The 22,168-nt window shown below is 43.7% G+C and carries 22 protein-coding genes; 14 read left to right on the top strand and 8 right to left on the bottom strand.

Translation table 11 applies throughout. From position 1 onward, the window contains the following. The first annotated feature begins 250 nt into the window (after window positions 1-250). Window positions 251-796, top strand: a complete 546-nt coding sequence (locus FHS68_RS07535) for a hypothetical protein (RefSeq protein WP_167268623.1) — start codon at window positions 251-253, stop codon at window positions 794-796. Window positions 797-1,015: 219 nt separating this feature from the next. After that, entirely contained in the window at window positions 1,016-1,435 is a 420-nt protein-coding gene (locus FHS68_RS07530; RefSeq protein WP_167268621.1) for a carboxypeptidase regulatory-like domain-containing protein, read from the top strand. Between the two features lie 240 nt (window positions 1,436-1,675). On the opposite strand, the gene FHS68_RS07525 is transcribed toward FHS68_RS07530, so the two are convergent. Both FHS68_RS07525 and FHS68_RS07520 read right to left on the bottom strand, forming a co-directional pair. Further along, entirely contained in the window at window positions 1,676-1,975 is a 300-nt protein-coding gene (locus FHS68_RS07525) for a VOC family protein (protein WP_167268619.1), read from the bottom strand. Between the two features lie 195 nt (window positions 1,976-2,170). Continuing rightward, window positions 2,171-2,683: an SMI1/KNR4 family protein gene (locus tag FHS68_RS07520; RefSeq protein WP_167268617.1), complete on the bottom strand. Its 513-nt coding sequence runs from the start codon at window positions 2,681-2,683 to the stop codon at window positions 2,171-2,173. A 65-nt stretch (window positions 2,684-2,748) separates the two neighbouring features. Here FHS68_RS07520 and FHS68_RS07515 point away from each other — a divergent pair, with 65 nt between their 5' ends. Then, window positions 2,749-4,251, top strand: a complete 1,503-nt coding sequence (locus tag FHS68_RS07515) for an IS1182 family transposase (RefSeq protein WP_167268614.1) — start codon at window positions 2,749-2,751, stop codon at window positions 4,249-4,251. 154 nt (window positions 4,252-4,405) lie between these two features. On the opposite strand, the gene FHS68_RS07510 is transcribed toward FHS68_RS07515, so the two are convergent. Continuing rightward, on the bottom strand, window positions 4,406-4,795 hold the full coding sequence (locus FHS68_RS07510) for a DoxX family protein (protein ID WP_167268613.1): 390 nt from the start codon (window positions 4,793-4,795) through the stop codon (window positions 4,406-4,408). An 813-nt stretch (window positions 4,796-5,608) separates the two neighbouring features. Beyond that, a complete protein-coding gene (locus tag FHS68_RS07505; RefSeq protein WP_229211796.1) occupies window positions 5,609-6,508 on the bottom strand; it encodes an outer membrane beta-barrel protein in 900 nt (299 codons plus the stop codon). A gap of 397 nt (window positions 6,509-6,905) precedes the next feature. Here FHS68_RS07505 and FHS68_RS07500 point away from each other — a divergent pair, with 397 nt between their 5' ends. The 11 genes from FHS68_RS07500 (at window position 6,906) to FHS68_RS07450 (ending at window position 20,031) form a co-directional block, all read left to right on the top strand. Further along, a complete protein-coding gene (locus FHS68_RS07500; RefSeq protein ID WP_167268611.1) occupies window positions 6,906-7,511 on the top strand; it encodes a nuclear transport factor 2 family protein in 606 nt (201 codons plus the stop codon). 11 nt (window positions 7,512-7,522) lie between these two features. Continuing rightward, window positions 7,523-7,717 (top strand): hypothetical protein, encoded by a 195-nt coding sequence (locus FHS68_RS07495; protein WP_167268609.1) that lies wholly within the window; start codon window positions 7,523-7,525, stop codon window positions 7,715-7,717. Window positions 7,718-7,768: 51 nt separating this feature from the next. Next, a complete protein-coding gene (locus tag FHS68_RS07490) occupies window positions 7,769-9,775 on the top strand; it encodes a sensor histidine kinase (RefSeq protein WP_167268607.1) in 2,007 nt (668 codons plus the stop codon). 2 nt (window positions 9,776-9,777) lie between these two features. Further along, window positions 9,778-10,521 (top strand): LytR/AlgR family response regulator transcription factor, encoded by a 744-nt coding sequence (locus tag FHS68_RS07485; protein WP_167268605.1) that lies wholly within the window; start codon window positions 9,778-9,780, stop codon window positions 10,519-10,521. A 409-nt stretch (window positions 10,522-10,930) separates the two neighbouring features. After that, on the top strand, window positions 10,931-11,086 hold the full coding sequence (locus tag FHS68_RS26745; RefSeq protein WP_229211815.1) for a recombinase family protein: 156 nt from the start codon (window positions 10,931-10,933) through the stop codon (window positions 11,084-11,086). A gap of 651 nt (window positions 11,087-11,737) precedes the next feature. Continuing rightward, on the top strand, window positions 11,738-11,977 hold the full coding sequence (locus FHS68_RS07475; RefSeq protein WP_167268603.1) for a hypothetical protein: 240 nt from the start codon (window positions 11,738-11,740) through the stop codon (window positions 11,975-11,977). A 46-nt stretch (window positions 11,978-12,023) separates the two neighbouring features. Continuing rightward, on the top strand, window positions 12,024-12,578 hold the full coding sequence (locus tag FHS68_RS07470) for a sigma-70 family RNA polymerase sigma factor (RefSeq protein WP_167268601.1): 555 nt from the start codon (window positions 12,024-12,026) through the stop codon (window positions 12,576-12,578). A 111-nt stretch (window positions 12,579-12,689) separates the two neighbouring features. Beyond that, a complete protein-coding gene (locus FHS68_RS07465) occupies window positions 12,690-13,658 on the top strand; it encodes a FecR family protein (protein WP_167268599.1) in 969 nt (322 codons plus the stop codon). Window positions 13,659-13,753: 95 nt separating this feature from the next. Next, window positions 13,754-17,296, top strand: a complete 3,543-nt coding sequence (locus FHS68_RS07460; protein ID WP_167268597.1) for a SusC/RagA family TonB-linked outer membrane protein — start codon at window positions 13,754-13,756, stop codon at window positions 17,294-17,296. Between the two features lie 14 nt (window positions 17,297-17,310). Continuing rightward, on the top strand, window positions 17,311-19,071 hold the full coding sequence (locus tag FHS68_RS07455) for a RagB/SusD family nutrient uptake outer membrane protein (RefSeq protein WP_167268595.1): 1,761 nt from the start codon (window positions 17,311-17,313) through the stop codon (window positions 19,069-19,071). 57 nt (window positions 19,072-19,128) lie between these two features. Further along, on the top strand, window positions 19,129-20,031 hold the full coding sequence (locus FHS68_RS07450; protein WP_167268593.1) for a metallophosphoesterase family protein: 903 nt from the start codon (window positions 19,129-19,131) through the stop codon (window positions 20,029-20,031). Between the two features lie 453 nt (window positions 20,032-20,484). On the opposite strand, the gene FHS68_RS07445 is transcribed toward FHS68_RS07450, so the two are convergent. From FHS68_RS07445 to FHS68_RS26235, 4 genes are all read right to left on the bottom strand, one after another. Next, window positions 20,485-20,862 (bottom strand): nuclear transport factor 2 family protein, encoded by a 378-nt coding sequence (locus tag FHS68_RS07445; protein WP_167268591.1) that lies wholly within the window; start codon window positions 20,860-20,862, stop codon window positions 20,485-20,487. 87 nt (window positions 20,863-20,949) lie between these two features. After that, the gene (locus FHS68_RS07440) at window positions 20,950-21,696 is read right to left on the bottom strand and encodes an SDR family NAD(P)-dependent oxidoreductase (protein ID WP_167268589.1); all 747 of its coding nucleotides are present in this window, start codon (window positions 21,694-21,696) and stop codon (window positions 20,950-20,952) included. 26 nt (window positions 21,697-21,722) lie between these two features. Next, complete coding sequence (locus tag FHS68_RS07435; RefSeq protein ID WP_167268587.1) at window positions 21,723-21,938, bottom strand: tautomerase family protein; 216 nt, start codon at window positions 21,936-21,938, stop codon at window positions 21,723-21,725. Between the two features lie 10 nt (window positions 21,939-21,948). Next, window positions 21,949-22,104: a hypothetical protein gene (locus FHS68_RS26235; RefSeq protein ID WP_208408202.1), complete on the bottom strand. Its 156-nt coding sequence runs from the start codon at window positions 22,102-22,104 to the stop codon at window positions 21,949-21,951. Window positions 22,105-22,168 lie beyond the last annotated feature (64 nt).

The raw sequence follows: 22,168 nt of genomic DNA, 5'->3' as shown, positions 1-22,168 counted from the left end.
ACAAAAAAGAGTTGCATCATTAAATATCATGTCAAGCAAATATCTTTTAAGTAAGCCTTTTTGGCGTTCAGGTTCGTCAGTCTCAGGAAACCCTCGAAGGTGAGACACTCACTCCCTACACGTGACGGCCTGAATCAGTCGCACGATCGGACGTTTTATGGGACAAACAACTCACGCTATAAGAAATGACGGTTGCGATAGGTTCAAAAGTTTAAGTTGTTTAATTTAACCAACTATCAACTAATAAAAAATGACGGCCCTTAAAGCACTTTTAATGTTTATCTGGATGATTTGTTTGTCTGGATATTCACATGCCCAAGATTTGTCTCCGAAACGCAAATTTGAGGCTGTCGATAGAAGATCGAGCAAAATAATGGACTTTGAAGAATGGGTTCAGGAAGGCTTGTCTAATGGTCGGGAGAAGCCGTGCGAGCCAACTTTCGGCTATTTCATATTTATAGTGAAGAATTCAGGCGAAGTTGATAGTCTTCAATACTTTGGTACCCTGGAGAAAACAGTTTCTGAGCATATTTTGAATCGAATAAGACAGTCAAAGGGCGGCTGGATAACCAAAGGTAAAGCTGACCAGTCAAAATACGAATGGTTTTTATATCCTTTCTTTGATTTTGGAAATGAACGGTATACTACTTCAAATTGCTCACCGGAAGAGAAGGCAAAGCAGAAATTGTTACTTGAAGTGGAAGCTAACCTATCAATGGTCTGGGTAATGACAATGGGGAAAAATATTAGTTTGATAAATACCTCAAAAAATGGAGGTGGATATATCAAGCTTTGACCACAACCTGGCGCAGTTTCTACTCCAGAACGAAATAGAAAAATGCATCCTCCTTGTACAAAACCAAGAACATCGCATAAACCGCTTCTAGGATTCTTGTTCTGTGTTTCGTTCGTTAACAAAAAATGGGCTGCTTGAACAAAATAAGCCAAGTTTAAACTTGCGCGTTTATTGTAATCGTTAGCATCTAAGTGTGTCGCAAATATTCCTTGAAAAAAAATGAACAAATTTGCTCGGTATTCTTTTATCGCATTGGCTGCATTTCAAACGATATTTTACGCGTGCAAATCCGACTTCCCGTCTGCTCCGACAACAATATCTGGGATCCTAACCGACTCTAATAATATTCCCGTCCAAGGGATTGAAGTTCGCTTCGCAGGAATTAGGAACAAAGGGCTGTCTGGTATAACTGTCTTCGAAGAATTTGTCTTAACTGACAATGAGGGGAAGTATCGGTTAACGAAGACCGTTCCCAACGCTACTGATTTTGCGTCATGCCAGCCTACCTCAGACAACATTAACGCATTTTTCTTAATAAGAAATGGTCGACTGCATCATATCACCGCTCCCTTGGTGATTGAGCCAAAGGATTACGGAACAGCCATTACCCGCAATTTTATTCTTAAACGATTACCATAGTCAACCAATCCTCTGTGTTATGAATTTGCAATAATCAGAATGGAAGAAACAAATTTATCGCGAATGAGTGAAGTCCTTCAAAGCATTCTGCTTACGCGCAAATCACCTAAAATCTGATTTTACGCTCACTTTATCAATCCCTTTACTAAGGATTTCGACAAAATACGTTCCAGCGGTGCCCGTCTAAATCAGCAAAAACCAAATTATAACCCTCGGGTATTTGCTTTGGCTCAGTAACTATCACACCCCAGCCTGTTTTACTTTATCGTACCATTCGTCCACTGCAGCCTTGTTATCTGCCGCGATTGTAAACATTATTTCAGAAGTTTTGGAAGTATCTGGGCTTTCATTTCTTGCAATTTGTATAAACTTATCTTCCTTAAAAAAGTGGATAACAAAGTGATCGTCGCTGAAAATGAAACTAGCGATATCGGCGCTTTCATGAGGACCATTTACTTTAAATCCCATTTTTTTGAAAAAATCGCGTGTTCTTTCAACATCTTTAACGGGCATGTTTGCCCAAACTTCTAATTTGGCCACGTCTCTCTAGATTGGTTTAAGGAATTTATATAAAAAACATGCCGTCAACCAATCTCACAAAACCCTCCAATCGAGATACTGGGTTGGATATGTCAATTTTAGGTATCCAAATGCATCAGATTTCGGACGTGGGTGTTGCACAACTCGACTACGACATAATTCAGCATCCGTAGTATTTAGACTTCGATTACAATATTAGGCGCGAGGCGATCCGTCGTAATTGTAATCTTCTAAGGCCCAACCAATCAAAACTTCTTGTAACCAATCGCTGAAACTATTGTTGCAGGTTTCTACCTGATCTTCGTTTTCATATTCCAAATCGTGTTGCCAAAAAACAATTTTACATATGCCATTTGCCAATGTCGATAGGTCCAGACAATAGTGATTCCCTGCCCCGTCTGGGGAGAATGGAAGGTAAGTATCTGGCATTTTCGAGCCAGCATGTTTGTGCTCAAATTCATAAATTTCATCCATCGAGGATCCGCGTAAGGCCTTGTCGAGACCAAATACTTCAATCCCACCAAGTGAGATACCATTGTGTCGACTGACAATAAATCGGAAATCCTCGGGAAAAGAAAAGCCAATTTTAGCTTCAAAGTGAAGTAAACGGTCATCTTCAATCGGAGGGCCTAGATATATAATTTCATCTGAGAATCGGTTAAGCTCTTCCAATATACCGTTAGAAACTGCTTGTAATTTGTTATGCATGCTTCGTGAAAGATTATTAACTAATTGGCTCTTTACCAGTCGAGTAAATTTTTGTAACTTCAGGAATGCAAGGAAAGAAAAATTACTCGGAAAAGCTCTTCGTCAGCTTCCAACTTTCAGATCGCGTTCCTAAAGAAAATTTCTATCGAAGGCTTAGCGAAACGCTCGATTTACAGTTTCTATACAAAGACACCCGCGAGCTGTATGGCAAAACTGGCAATCCATCAATCGATCCGGTTGTGTTCTTTAAGTTGATGCTAACAGGATATCTGGAAAACATCACATCTGATCGCCGTTTGATGGAGCACTGCTCTATGCGGATGGATGTTCTTTATTTTATCGGTTATGATATTGACGAACCGCTGCCATGGCATTCCACTGTTAGCAGGACCAGGCAACTATATCCCGCCACACTCTTCGAGTCGTTGTTTGACAAGGTATTTACCAAGTGTGTTGAAAATGGAATGGTTGCAGGTCACACTCATGCCATCGATTCGGCTCCGATAAAAGCAAATGCTTCAATAGAAAACCTTGAATTAAAGGTTCCGGCACAGTCGATTAAGGCGCATTTTACAGGAGTTGATGACGACAATCCGGATGTGAGAGCAAACTACCAAGATGGCAAAACCGTGATGACTGCCAGTACAAGTCAACTCAAACGCCTGGCAAAATACCAGGACAACTTAAATGCTGACAGGCCAAACCGACCGAAAGCCAGTAATGAGAAAGCCCAATTGCTAAGTAATAAAACGCACTACAACCCGCATGATCCGGATGCCAGGATCTCAATTAAACCAGGCAAAGCCAGAAAACTCAATTATCATTGTTCAATGTCTGTTGATGCTGCCATTGGGGTAATAAGTCATATCCAAGCCGACTTTGCTGACGGTCGTGACAGCCAGTATTTACCTAGAATCGCAAGTGTTTTGCAGGATAGACTCAAAAGAAATTATCTGAGATTAACAGACCTGATGGCTGATACAGGTTATTCCAACGGATACAATTATCAATTCCTGGAAAAACGGAAAATCACGGGATGGATTCCAGTCTTTGGAAAGTTCAGACCGCAGTTGGATGGCTTTGATTACAATAAGGAAACAGATTCCTACACTTGTCCTAATGGAAAGAAGTTACCGTTTCGGTCACTCGAGTACAGCACAGAAGGCAAGCCCTTAAAGGCATATTGGACTACCAGGACTGACTGCGCGACATGCCCATTAAAACAGAAATGTATTCCGAAGGCTGGCACGAAGAGAATTGTAAAGACGATCTATGAGGAAGAATACCAGCGCGCTTATCTCCGCCAACAAACGACAGCCGGGAAACGCATGAAAGGTTTAAGGCAGGGAACAGTCGAACCGGTCTTTGGAAGCCTGACGCAATATTATGGGCTTAACAAGATTTCAGTACTTGGAATCGATGGTGCACATAAGACGATGGTGATGGCGGCGATTGCCTTTAACATAAAGAAGTACTTGAAGTTCTTTAGCAGAAAAACAGCCCAAGAGGCCATGTTTAAAGGCCAAAACAACCTTATTGTGGTGTTGAAACGCTCATTGGTCTTCTAGCAGCGAAATTCCATTTCTTCGTTAAGATAAATACGATCCATCACTGTCATAAACCTCCAAGCAGACAGTTGTGCAACAGCCACAGACGTTATTTGAGACTAGATAGAACAGCCGTAGGATGAGGAGATTTGTATCCGTCCGATGAAAATTCAGTTTATACAACAACGCCCTTTTTGTTGATAATTGCCAAATATACCAGGACGCTAATCAGTAGTACATTGAACTCCACGCCATTTCTGCCAGCGCCTACCACAAACCACCCTTCAGCCGCATGAATCATAATAATACCTGCCACCAAAATCGGAATGGTGGTGAGTGCAGCGACTCGCACGTAACGATTTAAAATAAGGAGTACCGCGTATGCCACATGCGATAACTTAATCACCCACGCCAACGGCATACCAATCGGAGCGAATCCCACTTCGTTAAGATAAAGATTACCAAAGTTGTTTATGGCTCCTGTGAAAATGCTACTGCCATGCATAAAAAAAACAGCAGCCAGGGTAATGCGCAGAACGAGTGTGGGTGTGATGATTCTATCCATGATGCGGTAAGTTTAAGTTTAACGCAATTTAAGTAGAACCTGACTTATCAGAATTGTAAAAAAACGACAGCTACTCAATCGGTATGTATAGAAAGGATGAGCTCTCCCCGCCTACACTTTTGTTGCACACAAAATTGTAAGGTGGCATCTCGGCAAATTCCTGAAACTCTCTAATGAAATTGATCCGTGTAGTCGAGTTCGAAGGCAATGGAAGTCAATTCTCCATAGTCGACTCTAGTGAGTCGTTTAAGCGCCAGCATACTGCATGGGTCTGCTCGTTTATTTCATTGATTTTCGCTTCCAACTTGGTGAGCACAGTTTCTATAGCTATATATCTCAAGCTATATATTTCATTGCCAAATTGTTTTTTAATCACGACTCACATTCATCAGAAAAAGTTGTTTGCGTCTCAATATATAACCGGTTTCTTATATTTTTCCGGAAATGAGATCACGAGTGTTGAGTGTTATCAATCTCATTAAACCCTCCGATTGTGAGATTGCCCCATAAGGCGCTGCGCCACTGTGCTGGTTCATCAAATAATGGGCATTTCATGAAACGGATAATCTACAAGTAGTTAGTTCGACGTTTCGAACTTTGGCTAACACATTCAAGATTATACAACAGATTACTCTATTTAATGGCCAAGTGACTGAGTACAGCGTGACCGGAGTTGGGAACTATCCATAAATACGAATTGGGAATCGACTCGGTAATAAGTAAGCTGTGTTAGGCGATAGTACATCATAATCGCCGCCAATGACCAGGATGGGACAATTGATCTTCTTCAATTGTTCAGCTTTTATGTGTGGCTCATTGATTATTAAGCGAGCTAGCTTTAGACTTTTTGACCATTGCCCCCAGATTTTGGAGCGGATAGGCAACGTTGAGGCTCCAGACGCGGTTCATAACTTTATCGTAAGGTCCGCCATTGGGAACGAGATTCACTAAGCCGAGTTCGTAGGCCAGACTTACGCGCAGACTTTGTGGAAGTTGATACCCTGTCGTAAGCAGGAGTCCCGCATCGAAGTGTTTATAGCCGCTGTTTTTGTCGAATGCCGATACCGACCCCGGGAAAGCCGAATCGCTAATGTTTCCCCATAATCCGTAAGCCAGGTAAAAGCCCAGGCCACCGAACACCTGCCCTTTCCCATTGGGCAGGTCGTGATTGTAGAGTATGTAGGCTGGAACTTCGAGGTAAGTCATCCGGGTTGTGGACGTACCCATCTTGCCGCCCTTGCCAATCAGTTGAAGGCCGTAGGCCAGATCAAGATGATTCAGGAACGAATCCTTGTCAGCGGGTGCTACGGGTTCCCATACTCCATCGGTAGAGGCCATCAGCGTAGCAGGGTTGGATGGAGTGGGGCTTCGGTACGTATGTGGCGAATTCAGAAAGTCGCGCCAGTTATTGATTATTTGTTTGACCCCAGTCAGTAATAAAATAGCCGCATTGTATCTAAGGCTGGTACCTACTGCGTCACGATTTGCATAGGGCGTACCGGCGGCGGAAGAGTTTAACAGTTCCTGTTTGGCGAGGTCGACGGACACGTTAAACAATATTTTCAGGGCCCTGTCCCCTTGTGGGTCCGATAGCGGATTTTGCGGTGGTGGCGGCACTTCGGGGCCAATCAGCGGAGGATTCTGACCCCAGCCTATGGCGGGCCACAGCGCGGCCATTAGGATCAGCACATACCTAAAGGTTTTCATAATCATAAAACTTTTTGGGGTTTGACAGGCCAAAAGTCGGTTACAGCAGGGGATGGGGAAATAGTTAATGCTAACTAATTTGAAGAGCGGCAGCGGTGCCTGAGCCGTCTATCTCTTCTTAACCAGTCCGGCCAGTTTTTTGAGCGGATAGCCAAAGTGCGAAACTTCAGGCTAACTGCTTATCGATTAGGTATATCTTTAAAGACTCGTTCGGAACGAGGACTAATGCTCTGTTTGTCATGTTTTTTACTATATGAACGTTCCTTCATTGATTTTTGCGGCGACTCAATATTTATGCACCTCACGCGAAAATCGGTACCGTTTACATCGGCTTCTTTTTCTCATAGCGGCGTGGTCGTTAGGTTTAGGCTATCAATCAGCAAAAACATGATTAATAGACCTTATGAAAAGATTTGTCCGCTTATTCAGCATTTTCGTGTTTGCCCTCGGCCAGCTAATCCACGACACGAAGGCCAATCCTTTTTCGGGATGGCATCCCAAAGCCGAACTCGCTAATACCGGAAGTATTGATCAAAATCCCCGGCTGACCAGAAAGGATACTGCGAACACATGGATTGTCAGAGCGTATCTTGAGGAACTGATCCACGGCGATTTTAAGGCTGCCAGGGATAAATTAGCCAATGATTTCAAGGCCTATGGCCCAGGGTTTTCGGACTTTCTTGGAACGGATGACTTGCTCGAGCAATGGCGCAGAAACTTTCTTCTTTTTACGGATCAAAAACTGATTTACGAAAACACAAGGTTGGCTAAGCCTGATAAAGGGCAAAACAGAGGGCAATGGGTTTATTTAAAAGCAGTCTGGTCAGCAAAAGACCAAAGGGATCAGGGTAAGCCGATTCAGATTGTTTTCCATCAACTGGCGCTTATCGTGGACAATAAAATCCAACAGACTTACACCAGCTACGGCAACGATCAGCTTTTTTTCGATCTGGGCTTTGCTATCTACGGCGAAAAAAACCAACCACTAAAAATTCGTGACGAACCTTAGGAAATAAGAAAATGAGACGAAAAACCATATTTCACCTCATCGCATTGTTGCTTTTTATGATGCTTAAAAAGGATGCATTTGCGCAGCAAGCAGATTTTATCATTACTAATGGAAAAATTTTTACAATGCCAGCTGAACAACTACCAGCAACAAAGTGCGTACTGACGATGATTGACGGAAAGATTGTATATGAGCAATCCAAATGATTGACTCATATACAATCTATTTCAGTAAATTACTTATCTAACTCTGGTATTATGCGGTTGGTCATTTTGATTGTGCTTGGCTTAATTGCGCTCGTCGATAGATCAAGAAGTCAGTCAAGCACTTTTTACGGTCAGCCTTCCGGGTCATCCGGGATAGATATTCGAGAGCAAACTTGGGTTTATGAAAATCTGCTCAATGATACGCTTGCAGACATTGCGGCTGTGAGTAGAAAATCATTTACTCCATTGGTATCGATTCCAGAAAATCTTACTTACAATGATTTTGATAATGCCACAAAAATTGTCTGGAAAAGGTTTGATATTAAAAACCTGCATCCGAAGGACACCCTACAACTATGGTATAATGCGGGAGCTCACGCAATACTTTCTGTCTACAACAACAAGGGTAATTTAATAGCGAAAGGTGGATTGTTCGCCGGGGGAGGCGCTGGTGCGGGCACAATGCCGTTGACTGTCTTGCCCAATTCAGAAAGCCGGTTTTATGTTCGTGCCATCGATTATGTTCGAGTATTCAGTTACCCATCTGATATTCTCTATACACCAGAAGGCTATTCCACCTTTCTGGCACAGGAAGTAATTCAAGTGAAATGGATTTCAATTGCAATTTCGATGATTGCCGGATGCCTGTTATTGATGGGATTATTTACGTTATTTCAGTATTATCTGAATCGGGACCTTACCTATCTATACTATGCGATTTACACATTTGTGTCACTCGCCTGGATCGTAAAAATGGTAGATTACCGTCTTTTCCTTGGTCTGGCCCCTGCCACTTTCCCCCAGCTCACCCATCCTTGCCTTGCGTCTTTATCATTTTCAGTCAGTTTTTTCTATGGCTTGTTTTTATCAAAATTGCTGGATTTGCGTATTCGACAACCCAGGATCTGGCGACTGGTCATAGCAGTCATGACCCTTTTGTTATTGCAGCAATTAATGTCTTTGATCGAGATTTTTACCGGACTTTGGCTAACAGACAATGCATATTATTTGCTGTGTGATCTTTCAGGGGTTGTGACAGGTTTGATTTTGATGCTGTCGATTTACAAAAGCAATTCTTCTCTGAGATCCTACCTGTTGGCTGGGTCAATAAGCCTTTTCATTGTTTCAATAGCCCCCATTCACTCTCTATTTCTGTTTCCCGATGCGTCCGAATTGGAAAAGACATTTATTAGTTACCCACCGTTTTTCATGGCATTAGGGCTACTGATCGAATTGTTTTTCTTCTCTCTTGCGCTAGCGTATCGCAACCGGCTGACCGAACTGGAAAACAAAACCATGCACGCAAGCTATACCCGACAGCTGGAAACAGATTTAATGAAACAAACGCAGGAAATTCAAACGCAGAACCTTCTTTTGGAGCAACAACATATCAGGCAGCTGGAAACCGAATTTGAACAAAAACTTGCCAGTACGGAGATGACAGCATTACGGGCTCAAATGAATCCGCATTTTATTTTCAACTGCCTTAATTCTATCAAATTATATACACTTCAAAATGATGCGGAAAAAGCGTCAGATTATCTGAATAAGTTTTCGAAACTAATACGCCTGGTGCTGGAAAACTCGCGCTCTGAGCTGGTTACGTTACAGAATGAGCTGGATGCCTTAAGATTGTACATCGAGCTTGAAGCAATGCGTTTTAAAGAAAAGGTCCGGTTTAACATCATTGCTAATGAGATTGATCAGAGGTACCTGTGTATCCCACCATTACTTCTACAGCCATATGTGGAAAATGCTATATGGCATGGCCTTATGCACAAGCCAGAAGGCGGCCTGATCGAAATAGAGGTCACACAAACCGATGAAAATCTGCTAACAATCGCCATTGAAGATAGCGGAATAGGCCGGGCTCGCTCAGCGGAGCTTGAAAGCAGGTCGACAGAGAAACACAAATCATTCGGAATGCAGGTTACTGCCGACAGAATTAGGATGATCAACCAACTTTACAACATCAGAACCGACGTTCAAATCGTCGACCTTGTGGACAGTTTCGGCGAGCCATGCGGAACCAGAGTGATTTTAAAAATTCCTGTTTAACCATGCGAACAATCATTATTGACGACGAACCAGATAATGTCGAGCTTCTCGCGTTTCAACTTGCACGAAATTGCCAGCAAGTCGAGATCGTCGGAAGGTACACGGAAAGCACGGAAGGCTTAGAGGGTATACGTTCCTTAAAACCGACGTTGGTATTTCTTGATATTGAAATGCCGGTAATGAACGGTTTTCAACTTCTAAAAAAGACCGCAGATTTGAATTTTAGCGTAATATTTGTCACAGCATATGATCAATATGCTGTGCAAGCGTTCCGCTTCAGTGCGCTGGACTATCTACTTAAACCCATCGATTCAGATGACCTTATCGCTGCAGTCCGGCGGGCAGAAAATCTTACTAAGATAAATCCGCACCAATTAGATATGCTTAGAAGCTATCACCCTAGTACAGGTGTTAGTCTTCCCGATCGTGTTGCAATGCCGCATAAGGGCGGGCTGACATTTATTGAGCTGCGTCAAATTATTTACTGTGAAGCTGACAGCAATTATACCCGCTTTCATCTTTCAAATGGTGAACAGTATATCATCTCAAAGACATTAGGTGACGTACAGGAAGTTTTGGAAGTAAGGGAGTTTATACGCGTCCACAGACAATTCATGGTTAACATACACCACATTATCAGGCTTATTAAAGGAGAAGGAACGTATTTGCAACTAACCAATGGGATCACTGTACCGGTAGCACGCCAACAAAAAGAGCGTTTACTGGAACGTTTTGGCCGACTTTAGTCAGTACGCAGTGTGTATTTTGCGTTGAACTTTCCATCTCCCTAGTGCTGATCAAACGCTGCTAATTAGTCAAAATGGAAATATGGGCTGGGTCCACTGAAACTGTCTGAACAAGCCCGTATAAAGGGTTCTGAATGGGTGTTGACAAATGCTGTAACCTTTCAATTCACAGAGCTCCACTGGAAATTCAATGGGATAGTTCTTAATTAAATCATAAAGAGCTTAATGTTATAACTTCTAAGTTTGTTCAAAAAATATGCTCATTGGCTACGCACGGTTTTCAACGGCAGCGGCCGACCGCCCAGGACCAAAATTTAGCACTGCAATTGGATGCCCTTAAAATGTTGGGTTGTCAGAAAATCTTTCAAGAAAAGTGTCCTCAGCAAAATTGAGACCGCAACTACAAAAGATGCTGGACGCCGTTCGTGAGGGGGACACCATTGTGGTTTGGAAATTGGATCGACTAGGTAGGTCTCTTAAAGAATTATTCACATTGATAAATGACTTTCAGAACAACGGAATTGGATTTCGAAGTCTGAATGATGCTATAAGCATACCAATTTGAAAATACCGGATTATTCACTCAACGGAATACCTATGTCTCTTGCCCTGGGTTTTTGACCGACCGCAAATTGACATGTTAAATTTAGAATTAACAAGGTTACTAAATGGGCGGCATAAGAAGACATTTTCATTGTTTTAGAGGGTTCGAATTATTTTGACTGAGTATTAAGTGAAAATAATTTAACGATACAATTCCTGGTAAAGAATCTTTTTGTAGTGCTCCGAAATGTAGCACAGATTAAATTTTAAATTTAGTTGCTTGAACAATTTATTAAGCAATAAATTATAGTATCCACCTTCTCGAACAGACATGATTTTGAAAGTCTGTCTATATGCCGTCCTTCAATTGAACAGCCAGGGAAAAATTGCGTTGGATAGTCCTTTGGTCGAGTATGTTCCGAAATTCTATTTAGAAAGCAAGTTTCTAAAGGGCCTCTTGCCGATGAAAGGATCAGCTTAATTACGGCCCGAATGGCGTTGAATCATAACCGATCAGTTTTTTTAAGGATCTCGGCAGGCCTCCTAGAATTGAATCGGGGGTACTTATTAAAGTAGCTCTTGCACCAGTTTCAAGTTGATGGTTTTTGTCATAGCAAGTCAATCATTTCTTTAATTCAATTTTCCAATATAAAAAGTAAACATTTGGCAGTGAATGAAAAAGGCTGATCAGATTGTGACCAGCTATGGTGCTAGCCTTGAGAATGTGTCGGAATGCAGTCCCTTATTGATCGTCCGCTTCCACATGGACATGGATCAATATCTCGTAATATCCTTTCTTAATGGTGAAGACCCTTTAACTGGGATCTATAACCTGATGTATGGACTTCTGAAAAACGGCTTCCGGGTTTCAACGCTGTATTTACAAGCTGAACCTGAGCTAATAAATTCATAATATTCGAAATATAGACTATGAGCGTCATCTGCTCTAACTTTGCCCCATGGATGATCTTACAAGCCACAGCGATTTTAATTTATTAGTAGCTGTACGTGCGGGTGACAGACAATCGTTTATCATACTTTTTGAGCGTTATTGGAAAGCTTTGTATATCCGCGCCTGCAAAAGTGTCGACGAGGATGAGGCAAAAGATATGGTGCAGGAAGTGATGGTATCACTTTGGAACAGACGGGACCAGATCGAGATCAATGTCGATGATGACTTGGGAAAATACCTTTTTACTGCGCTTAAATACCGGGTGATCCGCTTTTATGCCTACACCGAAACACAGATAAAAAAAGCGGCTCTTCTGGAGAAGCTAACCGAAGAAAATCCGGAGAGCCTGTTTGAAGACAAGGAATTGGAAACAATGCTCCATGCTGCGATTGAAGCATTGCCAGAGCGAATGAGGCTGATTTTCAGGATGAGCCGAGACGAAAACTTCTCTTTATCCGAAATTGCTGTCAAGCTGGGCATATCTGAACAGACCGTCAAAAACCAGACAACAGAAGCTTTGAAAAGGCTGAGATCAGCATTGCTTGATCACTCGGAAGGTTAGCCAGGTACTAGCCCTATACAATCCTACCTGCGCCCGACTTAACAATATCTTAACATACCTGGTATAGTACCAAAAGTTGTTTGCTTAGATAATAGATCAAAAGCAATAACAATGGACAGCGCTAAGCTCAAAGAATTATTAAGGAATTACCTGAAAGGAAAAAGCTCCGTTTCCGAAAATAAAGCCGTCGACGACTGGTATGAAATTCTGGAAGGTGATGATCCGGTGTCCCTGGATGACGCAAAAGCAGAAAAGATCAGAGCGGAGATGTGGCTTGCGATATCAACGGAACTCTCTCCAAAAGCTGTCCCAATCAAAAAGCTTCATTACAACTGGTTAAGGGTCGCCGCCTCGTTCTTGCTTTTTGGAGCCATCGGTTTTCTGATATGGACTAAAAGCAATCCTGTTCCATTGCCCGGAAATATTTCTTCAGCGGAAATAACCTACACTTACATTACTTCCAAATCCGGTGAACGGAAATTGATTACGCTTCCGGACGGCTCCCGGTTAACGCTAAACAGCGCCTCTTCCATTCGTTTCCAGAATAATTTCACAAAAGCCAGAAATGTTCAAATCATTGACGGTGAGGTGTTTTTTGATGTAAAACATGATAAATCCCATCCGTTTATTATTAAAAGTGGGGCATTGACGACACAGGTTCTCGGTACTGCATTCAACATCAGGGCTTACGACGCGCTTGACAAAATGTCCGTTGGGGTTACCAGGGGGAAAGTGAGCGTAGCGGTTGAGGGCAAGCCCGCGCATTTTCTGACAAAAGGCCGGCAACTGGTATTTCAAAAACGCGGTTCGCATATCAGCTTATCTCCGTTCAATGCGAACACTTTATCCTGGCAACAAGGCTACCTGCTGCTGAATGACGCTTCATTTGAAGAAATGGCCGTGTTAATGAATAAAAATTACGGTGTCCAAATATCGGCACCTGAACGATCTGTAAAATCCAAACACTTTACAGCATCAATAAATACATCCATGCCTTATATGCAAGCATTGGAGGTAATTACTGCAATCCATCATTTAAAAATTAAAGAAAGGAGGGAAACAATAGAAATCCGCAAATAAACAAAAAGAGACGGTTGCTGTAACAACCGTCCCCTGGACATGCCGCTGTAACGGCAAAGCTTCAAATCATTTCACAATAAAAAGCTTTACAATTTATGAAATTAATTTTTAACAGAACAATCCACAGAAGGAGGAATTTTACTTTTGTGTTGATAGCCATTCTCTCGGCACTGACGTACGCCCATGGATCTTATGCTTCCAATGATGGCAAAGTATTGGAAAAAAGGGTTTCTATCACCTTAAAAAACAAAAGCCTGGAGGATGCAATCCTTACAATTCAGGAGGAAGGCAAAGTTGGTTTCGCTTACGACAAAGCCGCGCTAAGCGGATACAATGCAGCAGATTATATCTTCAAAAATGAGAAGATCGAAACGGTCCTGAAAAAGTTATTTGAACTAACCCCGCTAGGATTTCAGGAAGTTAATGGCATTATCGTGATCAACGCGCAAAAAAAGGACGCCCCGAAACAGGTGCAGCCTGGCAAACTGACCGGAAAGGTTGTCGATGCAGATGGTGCAGCGTTGCCTGGGGCAACGATCAGGGTCGCGGAGATTAACATGGGTGCACAAAGTGATGACGCCGGAAACTTTCAGCTCGAAATCCCTGCCGGAAATTACAGCGTGGAAGTAAGTTACATCTCGTATCAGAATCAACGTCTGGAGGCGGTCCGGATAAAGGATGGAGAAATAACAAACCTGGACATCAAGCTGATTCCGGGCCTTAATGGTCTGAACGAAGTGGTGGTTATCGGTTATGGCACGCAGAAAAAGGTCAATCTCACCGGCGCCGTTACCCAGGTTGATTCGAGGGTTTTCGATGACAGGCCCGTTGCTGGCATCGCCCAGGCTTTGCAGGGTGCCGTTCCGAACCTGAACATCACGTTCGGGGACGGACATCCGGGCAGTAAAGGCAAGTATAATGTACGCGGATATGCTTCGGTCAATAATGTCAGCGGCTCGCCCCTGGTACTGATTGATGGAGTACCCGGGGACATTAATATGCTCAACCCGCATGACGTCGAAACGGTGTCCGTACTGAAAGACGCCGCTTCCTCAGCCATTTACGGCGCAAGGGCTGCGTTTGGGGTGATTCTGGTTACGACCAAAAAAGCGAAAGACGGTAAAATATCGATTAACTTTGGAAGCAATTTCAGTACACAGCAGGTCTCGACCAAAACTGACTTTATAACAGACGGGTACACCCATATCAGGTTGGTTGACGAGGCTTTTTCCCGCAATGTCGGTAATAGTTACAGCGGGTATAATGCGGAAGACTATGCGCAGCTGAAATTAAGACAAACCGACAAATCGTTGCCAACGGTAGTGGTACAAAACCGAAATGGTCAGGACCAATATGTGTATTACGGCAGCACCGACTGGTGGAAATTCCTCTTCAAGAAAAATACCCCTTCTACGGAGCATCATTTGAACATCACCGGCGGGAACGACAAAATTGATTTCCTGGTTTCGGGCAGATATTACCAGCAAAAGGGGATATACCAGTCCAATCTGCGTGAAGATGTGTACAATGCCTACAATTTCAGGGCCAAGGTGAACGCCCACCTCGCCAAATGGTTTACTTTATATACCAATACGCAGTTTGCCGCAAACAGCTATGTGTGGCCTGCCAAAGGGTATAACACCAACAATCCGGGGCTTTACAACCATGCAATGGCGGCGTACGTACCGCAAAACCCTGACGGCACATTCACGTACCGCACCAACCTTAATAACTACGGCGCAAATGAATATGCGGACCTGCAAAATGGCAAAACCTTTGGCGGCACAAAAAACTATGATTTTACCAACACAGTAGGGTTCAATGCAAATGTGCTTCCGGGCTTGGTTTTAAATGGTAACTACGCATTTCAATTGAGCCCGTATTCTGATTTTCAGCGTATGACCCGTATTCCCTGGTCGATTAATCCGGGAGTGGTGAACTACGAAGGAAATGACCAGCTCAGTGAAAGCACCCGTCTGGACCAGCATCATTCGGTTAATCTGTATGCCACTTATGAGAAAAAGATCGGGGCGCACACTTTCAAAGGAACAGGCGGATATAACTACGAATTGCAGCGTTACAAGACCAACACCGCCATGCGCCAAAACCTGCTTTCGGAAGAGCTGAACCAGATTGACCTGGGAACCGGGACACAGCAAGCCGGCGGAAATGCAAGCGAATGGGCGCTTCTGGGTTATTTCGGGCGGGTTAACTATGATTATGCGGACAAGTACCTGCTGGAAGTCAATGGTCGATACGACGGAACATCCCGCTTTCCAAGCGATAGCCGCTTCGGATTTTTCCCATCCGTTTCAGCCGGATGGAGGATTAGCGAAGAAGACTTTTTTTCAGTTCTGAAACCAGCCGTATCCGAATTTAAGTTCCGGGCCTCTTACGGAACATTAGGAAACCAGGATGTTGGTGTAGGGAACAGCAACCTGTATCCTTACATCCCTGTCATTAACTCCACCCTGTCCAAGTGGATCGTCGACGGCAATCAAACGCAGACATTAAGCTCCCCTGCCCCCGTGGTACCGGACTTTACCTGGGAAAAGTCAACTTCGCTAAACCTGGGAGTGGATATGGCTTTCCTTCGCAACAGGCTGCAAACGTCCTTTGACTGGTATAGCCGCAAAACGACCGATATGCTGATCAGCGGGAAGACGTTGCCTTCCGTTTATGGAGCAGCGTCACCCAAGCAAAACGCAGGTGACCTGCTGACCAAAGGCTGGGATATTGCCGTAAACTGGAGAGATAACATTACACTGGCGGGAAAACCATTTGGCTACAATGTGGGTATTGTTCTTTCTGACTATACCGCAAAAATCACGAGGTTCGATAACCCGAATAATCTGTTGAACAACTTTTACAAAGGCCAGCAGCTCGGTGAAATCTGGGGATACAGTATTGACGGTTTCTTTAACTCAGAAGAAGAAGCGCAAGGCTGGAAAATCAACCAGGATTATGTGGATGAGCAGCGGACAGGCTCTCCGGGTGAATGGAGCAAGTTACATGCAGGTGATCTGAAGTTTAAAGATACCAATGGTGACGGAGTGGTCAATAATGGAAAAAATACCCTGGATGACCACGGGGATTTACGTAAGATCGGTAATTCTCTGCCTCGATATTCCTTTGGTGTCAATGCCGGGTTCAACTGGAATAACTTCGATGTTGCTGTATTCTTCCAGGGGATTGGCAAGCAAAACTGGTATCCTAACACCGAGGCTGGCATGTTCTGGGGAACGTTTGGCAGGCCCTACTCTTCTTTCATTCCTGAGGATTTTGAGAGCAAATTATGGACTCCGGAAAATCAGAGTGCTTACTTCCCGATCAACAGGGGATACTCGGCCTATTCCGGTGGTGCACTTTATTATAACAATGACAAGTATTTGCAAAATTTGGCTTACGTCAGGCTAAAGAATGCAACTGTTGGTTATAATGTCCCTTCGTCCATCATCAAGAAATGGAAAATGGAGCGGTTACGGGTTTTCTTCACCGGACAAAATCTGTTCACTTTGACCAAATTGAAATCAAAATACATCGATCCGGAGCAAATTACACCCGATGGGTCCGATGTTGGCGGAAGGGCTTATCCTTTCATGAAAACCTACACCGTAGGACTGGATATCACATTTTAATGATCTTAACTCCAATGAAAAAGATACTATATTCTGTAATGACCGGGATGATGCTGTTGTCGGCGTGTACCAATTCACTTAATCTGGAACCGCTTTCACAGATTTCACCAAATAAAAGCTTTGCGACAGAAAATGAATTAAGACTATTTGTACTATCATTTTACGATAGCATGCTTCCTAATTCGGACAACGAAGAGAAGGCTTTTACAAGCCTTTATACTGAAAACAGCGACAACATTGTCCTCACTGGCCTGGACAATAGACTTACCGGCAATCGCACCGTTCCGGTTTCGGGCGGCGGATGGAGCTGGGAAAGCCTGCGTAATGTCAATTACTTCTTGCAAAATTATCAGCGCGGCGGGATCAGTCCGGCTGTCGCTGAAAAATATGTGGCGACCGCCCGGTTTTTCAGAGCCTACTTTTATGCTAATATGGTGGCGCGTTACGGCGATGTGCCGTGGTATTCCAAGCCGGTAGAAGCCACAGATAATGAGGGGCTGACCAAAGGGCGCGACTCTCGTACCGTGGTGATGGATTCTGTATTGCTGGATATTGATTTCGCAATCGCCCATTTACCCACAAACCAGTCGTCTGCCGAGGTGAACAAATGGACTGCATTGGCGCTGAAATCGAGAATGTGTTTGTTTGAAGGAACATTCAGGAAATACCATACCGAATTCAATCTGCCGGATGCTGAACGCTTTTTAACGCAGGCGGCGGATGCAGCGGGACAGCTTATTGACAATGGTCCGTATCGCGTTTATGTCAGCACGCCCGACAAGGCCTATGCGGATTTGTTTCACGCCCTGGCGGTGAACCCTACCGAAGTAATACTTGCCAGACAATACAGTTCAAGTCTTCAAATTTTCCATAATGTAAATTATTACACGGTTTCTCCTTCCTTCGGTAAGCCGGGGCTGGAAAAGAAACTGGTGGACAGTTACTTAATGAAGGATGGCACCCGCTTTACGGATAAGCCGGGATATGATAAACTGGGATTCTTTGACGAGACCAAGGACAGGGACCCGCGCTTGTCGCAAACGATACGTACCCCCGGCTATAAACGGGTGGACGGCGCTAACGTGTTGCCCCCCTCGTATAGCGGGACGGTAACGGGTTACCAGCTAACCAAGTTTGTCACGGCTGCTCCCAACGATGCCAACGGAAAGTCACCCAATCCATTGCCTATTTTCAGATATGGCGAAGTACTGTTGAATTATGCCGAAGCCAAAGCCGAGCTGGGAAGTCTTACCCAGGCTGACCTGAACAAATCCATCAAACGTTTGCGAGACCGCGCGGGAATGCCAGGGTTGAATTTGACCGCAGCGAACGCAAAACCCGACGCCTTTCTTGCCGCGCAATACAAGCAGGTTAAAGGCGCGAATACCGGTGTGATTCTGGAAATCCGCAGGGAACGCCGTATAGAACTGATTATGGAAGGGTTTCGCTGGAACGACCTGATGCGCTGGAAAGAAGGCCATTTACTGGCTCAGCAGTTTAAAGGCGCGTATTTCCCCGGGGCAGGCAATTATGACCTGGATAATGATGGGAAAACGGACCTGGTACTTTATACGGGCACCCAGCCCAGCCTTCCGGGTGCGCAGTTTCTGAAAATTGGGACAGATGTGAGCCTGGAAAACGGGGTAGCAGGCGGCAGCATTACCATTAATCCGAATACGCCCAAGAAATTCAATGAGGAGCGGGATTATCTTTTTCCGTTACCGACACAAGATCTATTGTTGAATCCTAATTTAAAACAGAATCCAAACTGGTAAACCATTTTAGCAGCTATACGGACCATCTGTATAGCTGCTGATTTAATTAAAACAAAAATGGAAAGAAGATCAGCGCTTAAAAATATCGGAGGCTTATTGTTAGCCCCATCCCTGACGTTCGGTGAAGCTGCAAAACAGGTTGCACCTGTGCTGCGAATTGCCCATTTAACCGATGTTCACCTGAAAAACGAGTTCGAAGCACCTGCGAAATTTATCAAATGTCTGCATCATGTGCAGCAGCAAACGCCAAAGGTGGATCTGATACTGAATGGCGGTGATATTGTGTTTGATATGAACAAAGAAAATATCTCCACCATCAATGATCAGTGGAAGCTTTTTAATAACACCATGAAGTCTGAATGCAGCGTTCCGGCCAAATACTGTCTTGGCAATCATGACATTTGGTGGAATGAAAACAACAAAGGGCAGGCCGTATATGGTAAGCAGTACACCCTGGATCAGCTAGGTCTTTCAAAACCCTATCACAGCTGGACACAAAACGGCTGGAAATTTATCGTGCTGGACAGCGTACATTTAGATATTGACGACACCTGGTACATAGGCAAACTGGGCGAAGAACAGTTTGCATGGCTGGAAAATGAATTAAAAACAACAGATTCAGGAACGAACGTCCTGATACTATCACACATCCCGATTTTGACGGCAACGCTGATGGTAGAGGACAATGTAGTCAACAAATGGCAGATGCTGGGTGGTGAAATGCACACGGACACTTCCCGCATTATCAACCTGTTCTACCAGCATCCAAATGTCAAACTTTGCCTGAGCGGCCACATTCATTTACGTGACAAGGTGCTTTATAACAACGTAAATTACATCTGTAATGGTGCGGTCAGCGGAGCCTGGTGGAGAGGCAACAACAGGCAAACCGCGCCTGGTTATGGTTTAATTGATCTGTACGCGGATGGAAGCTTTAAAGAGGATTACATCAACTATTAATGCCTTTTCGTACCTGATCAGCGGATGCAATGGCGCAGCCAGATTTAAGAACCAGTGAAATTCACTTATAACCTCAGTGAAAAAGATGAAACAATTGATAAGATCCTTTATCGCAGCAGCCATAAGGTACAACTTACGCCTCTATCGTATGTTTACGAAAACCAATCATTTAAGGACGCTAATGGGAAGCCATTATCTGATCACCATCCTGTAAGTGTCCAATTTGGATGGATTATATTGCCCTGTTTAACAAAACATACAACATATTGAAATGATAATACCTCACGCCTACCATACATTCCCAAATGTGAAACTTTGCGTAAGCGGGCATCTGCATATGCGCGACAAAGTGGCCAACAACTGAGGCGTTGAAAATCCTCCACCCATAGGGCCAAGCAGGATAGGATATTTAATCCCTAATAGTCTGGTTGTTTTCGATTCGTTCCACCTAGCTCAGGCGGTTACATTTGTCATTAATTTGTTTACGATAACCCATTCTCCATTGATCTTGTTCAATGAAAGGAGATCATAATAATTAAAATCAAACATAGGCACATGTACCCTGGCAATTGCTATTGAGTTGATGATTTCTATTGCCAGTATTTCCATCCTGAATTCCTCGTTCAACTCAAACGGGCTTTTGCGGTTTTTAACGCCGTTAAGATATTCGTCAAGTTTTTTGAAATAAGATGTGCCATTTACATCGCCGGCTACAAGGGCCTGTGGGTGAAATACCTGTTTAAGCAATTCAATATCTCCTTTAAAAACGCCGTTAAAGTAATTTGATAATACGGCTGATACCGCCGCTGAATTATCTGTGTAATTTTCCATTTGTTTTCTATTTTTTTGGTGGAAAGGCATGCGTTGGTGCATAACGCATCTCCGCACACCTTTTAACTTTTACTGAATATCAAGCCATTACGAAATATGATGACCAGCAACGTGGCCTCCATCCAGATTGATAATCTCACCGGTTATAAAGTTGCTGCCTGCCAGATACAGCGCAAGTTCGGCAACGTCATTCTTTTCGCCGATTCGGTCGACCAGGTGAAGACCAGCAAGGCTGTCTGCGTTATTGATACCGATTTTTGCCTGCAGGGGACTCCGTATTATCCCTGGCGCAATTCCATTGACCCGAATATTGTTTTTACCAAATTCAGTTGCCAACTGGCGCGTCAGAGCGTGAATGCCGCCTTTGCTTGAAATAGGCGCAGTTGCCGGAAAACCGCCGATTGCGTGGTCGACCAATACGGTTCCGATATTAATAATCGAGCCTTCGCCTTGTTTGAGCATCTGCCTGATCGCAGCCTGACTAGTAAAAAAGGTACCTTTTAAATTGACGTTTAAAAACTTGTCGAGATAGGCTTCATTGACGTCCAGAAATGGTTTTGGTTCGAATATGCCAGCGTTGTTTATTAGTACATTTACAGCGCCAAACCGTGTTATTGCCATATTTACCAGTGCTTCGCCGGTATTTGTATTACTGATGTCACCAGCGACCTGAGCTAGCCGGTCGTGATGACCAAGTTCCTCAAAGGCTGCTTGTAAATTATTTTCATTGGCCGCGTTGATGACCACATTATACCCGTATTTCAGGAATAAACCTGCTATCGCCTTACCAATACCTGTCGATGCGCCGGTTACGATGATGGTTTGTGTTTTCATGATTGTTTGAATATTTGATGCTGTTATTATCTGTTGGCAGTGATTCCCTTTTCCCGAAGTACAGATACCTGCTCACCTGCGTAGCCCCAGTCATCCAGGTCAATTTCCTGTATCACTACATGTGTGAGCTTCGGATCTTTATCCAATACTTCCGTGATCAAATTAGTCACTCCTGCAATAAGCGCCTGTTTTTTAGCCCGGGTAACGCCTTCTCGTGTCAGCTCAATTTTTATGTATGGCATGGCTTTTAAATTAAAGGGTAGCTGAAGCAGTTAATTTCACGTCCAATTCAAATTCATTGTAGATCAATGTGTCGCCAATGGTACCATGATGCGCGCCGGTTACTTTTTTCCCGGTCCAGTCGATGTTGCTTTGTACGCTTGCGACTTCAAATGTTCTAGTTTTCATGTTCTTTGTTTTATCAATTGTTGTTTAATTTGATAAAACAAAGGACATCAGGAAATTTCAGCGC

Source organism: Dyadobacter arcticus, from assembly GCF_011762185.1.
GTDB lineage: Bacteria > Bacteroidota > Bacteroidia > Cytophagales > Spirosomataceae > Dyadobacter > Dyadobacter arcticus.
The sequence above is the reverse complement of the archived record's forward strand: the minus strand, read 5'-3'. Positions and strand labels throughout refer to the sequence as shown.

Excerpts from the sequence above, each read along its gene's own strand:
- FHS68_RS07440 (WP_167268589.1), bottom strand. The coding sequence starts at position 21,696 with ATGAAAACACAAACCATCATCGTAACCGGCGCATCGACAGGTATTGGT.
- FHS68_RS07450 (WP_167268593.1), top strand. The coding sequence starts at position 19,129 with ATGGAAAGAAGATCAGCGCTTAAAAATATCGGAGGCTTATTGTTAGCC.
- FHS68_RS07445 (WP_167268591.1), bottom strand. The coding sequence starts at position 20,862 with ATGGAAAATTACACAGATAATTCAGCGGCGGTATCAGCCGTATTATCA.
- FHS68_RS07500 (WP_167268611.1), top strand. The coding sequence starts at position 6,906 with ATGAAAAGATTTGTCCGCTTATTCAGCATTTTCGTGTTTGCCCTCGGC.
- FHS68_RS07515 (WP_167268614.1), top strand. The coding sequence starts at position 2,749 with ATGCAAGGAAAGAAAAATTACTCGGAAAAGCTCTTCGTCAGCTTCCAA.
- FHS68_RS07485 (WP_167268605.1), top strand. The coding sequence starts at position 9,778 with ATGCGAACAATCATTATTGACGACGAACCAGATAATGTCGAGCTTCTC.
- FHS68_RS07460 (WP_167268597.1), top strand. The coding sequence starts at position 13,754 with ATGAAATTAATTTTTAACAGAACAATCCACAGAAGGAGGAATTTTACT.
- FHS68_RS07510 (WP_167268613.1), bottom strand. The coding sequence starts at position 4,795 with ATGGATAGAATCATCACACCCACACTCGTTCTGCGCATTACCCTGGCT.
- FHS68_RS07475 (WP_167268603.1), top strand. The coding sequence starts at position 11,738 with ATGAAAAAGGCTGATCAGATTGTGACCAGCTATGGTGCTAGCCTTGAG.
- FHS68_RS26745 (WP_229211815.1), top strand. The coding sequence starts at position 10,931 with ATGCTGGACGCCGTTCGTGAGGGGGACACCATTGTGGTTTGGAAATTG.
- FHS68_RS07505 (WP_229211796.1), bottom strand. The coding sequence starts at position 6,508 with ATGATTATGAAAACCTTTAGGTATGTGCTGATCCTAATGGCCGCGCTG.
- FHS68_RS07535 (WP_167268623.1), top strand. The coding sequence starts at position 251 with ATGACGGCCCTTAAAGCACTTTTAATGTTTATCTGGATGATTTGTTTG.
- FHS68_RS07495 (WP_167268609.1), top strand. The coding sequence starts at position 7,523 with ATGAGACGAAAAACCATATTTCACCTCATCGCATTGTTGCTTTTTATG.
- FHS68_RS07455 (WP_167268595.1), top strand. The coding sequence starts at position 17,311 with ATGAAAAAGATACTATATTCTGTAATGACCGGGATGATGCTGTTGTCG.
- FHS68_RS07470 (WP_167268601.1), top strand. The coding sequence starts at position 12,024 with ATGGATGATCTTACAAGCCACAGCGATTTTAATTTATTAGTAGCTGTA.
- FHS68_RS07530 (WP_167268621.1), top strand. The coding sequence starts at position 1,016 with ATGAACAAATTTGCTCGGTATTCTTTTATCGCATTGGCTGCATTTCAA.
- FHS68_RS07435 (WP_167268587.1), bottom strand. The coding sequence starts at position 21,938 with ATGCCATACATAAAAATTGAGCTGACACGAGAAGGCGTTACCCGGGCT.
- FHS68_RS07490 (WP_167268607.1), top strand. The coding sequence starts at position 7,769 with ATGCGGTTGGTCATTTTGATTGTGCTTGGCTTAATTGCGCTCGTCGAT.
- FHS68_RS26235 (WP_208408202.1), bottom strand. The coding sequence starts at position 22,104 with ATGAAAACTAGAACATTTGAAGTCGCAAGCGTACAAAGCAACATCGAC.
- FHS68_RS07465 (WP_167268599.1), top strand. The coding sequence starts at position 12,690 with ATGGACAGCGCTAAGCTCAAAGAATTATTAAGGAATTACCTGAAAGGA.
- FHS68_RS07520 (WP_167268617.1), bottom strand. The coding sequence starts at position 2,683 with ATGCATAACAAATTACAAGCAGTTTCTAACGGTATATTGGAAGAGCTT.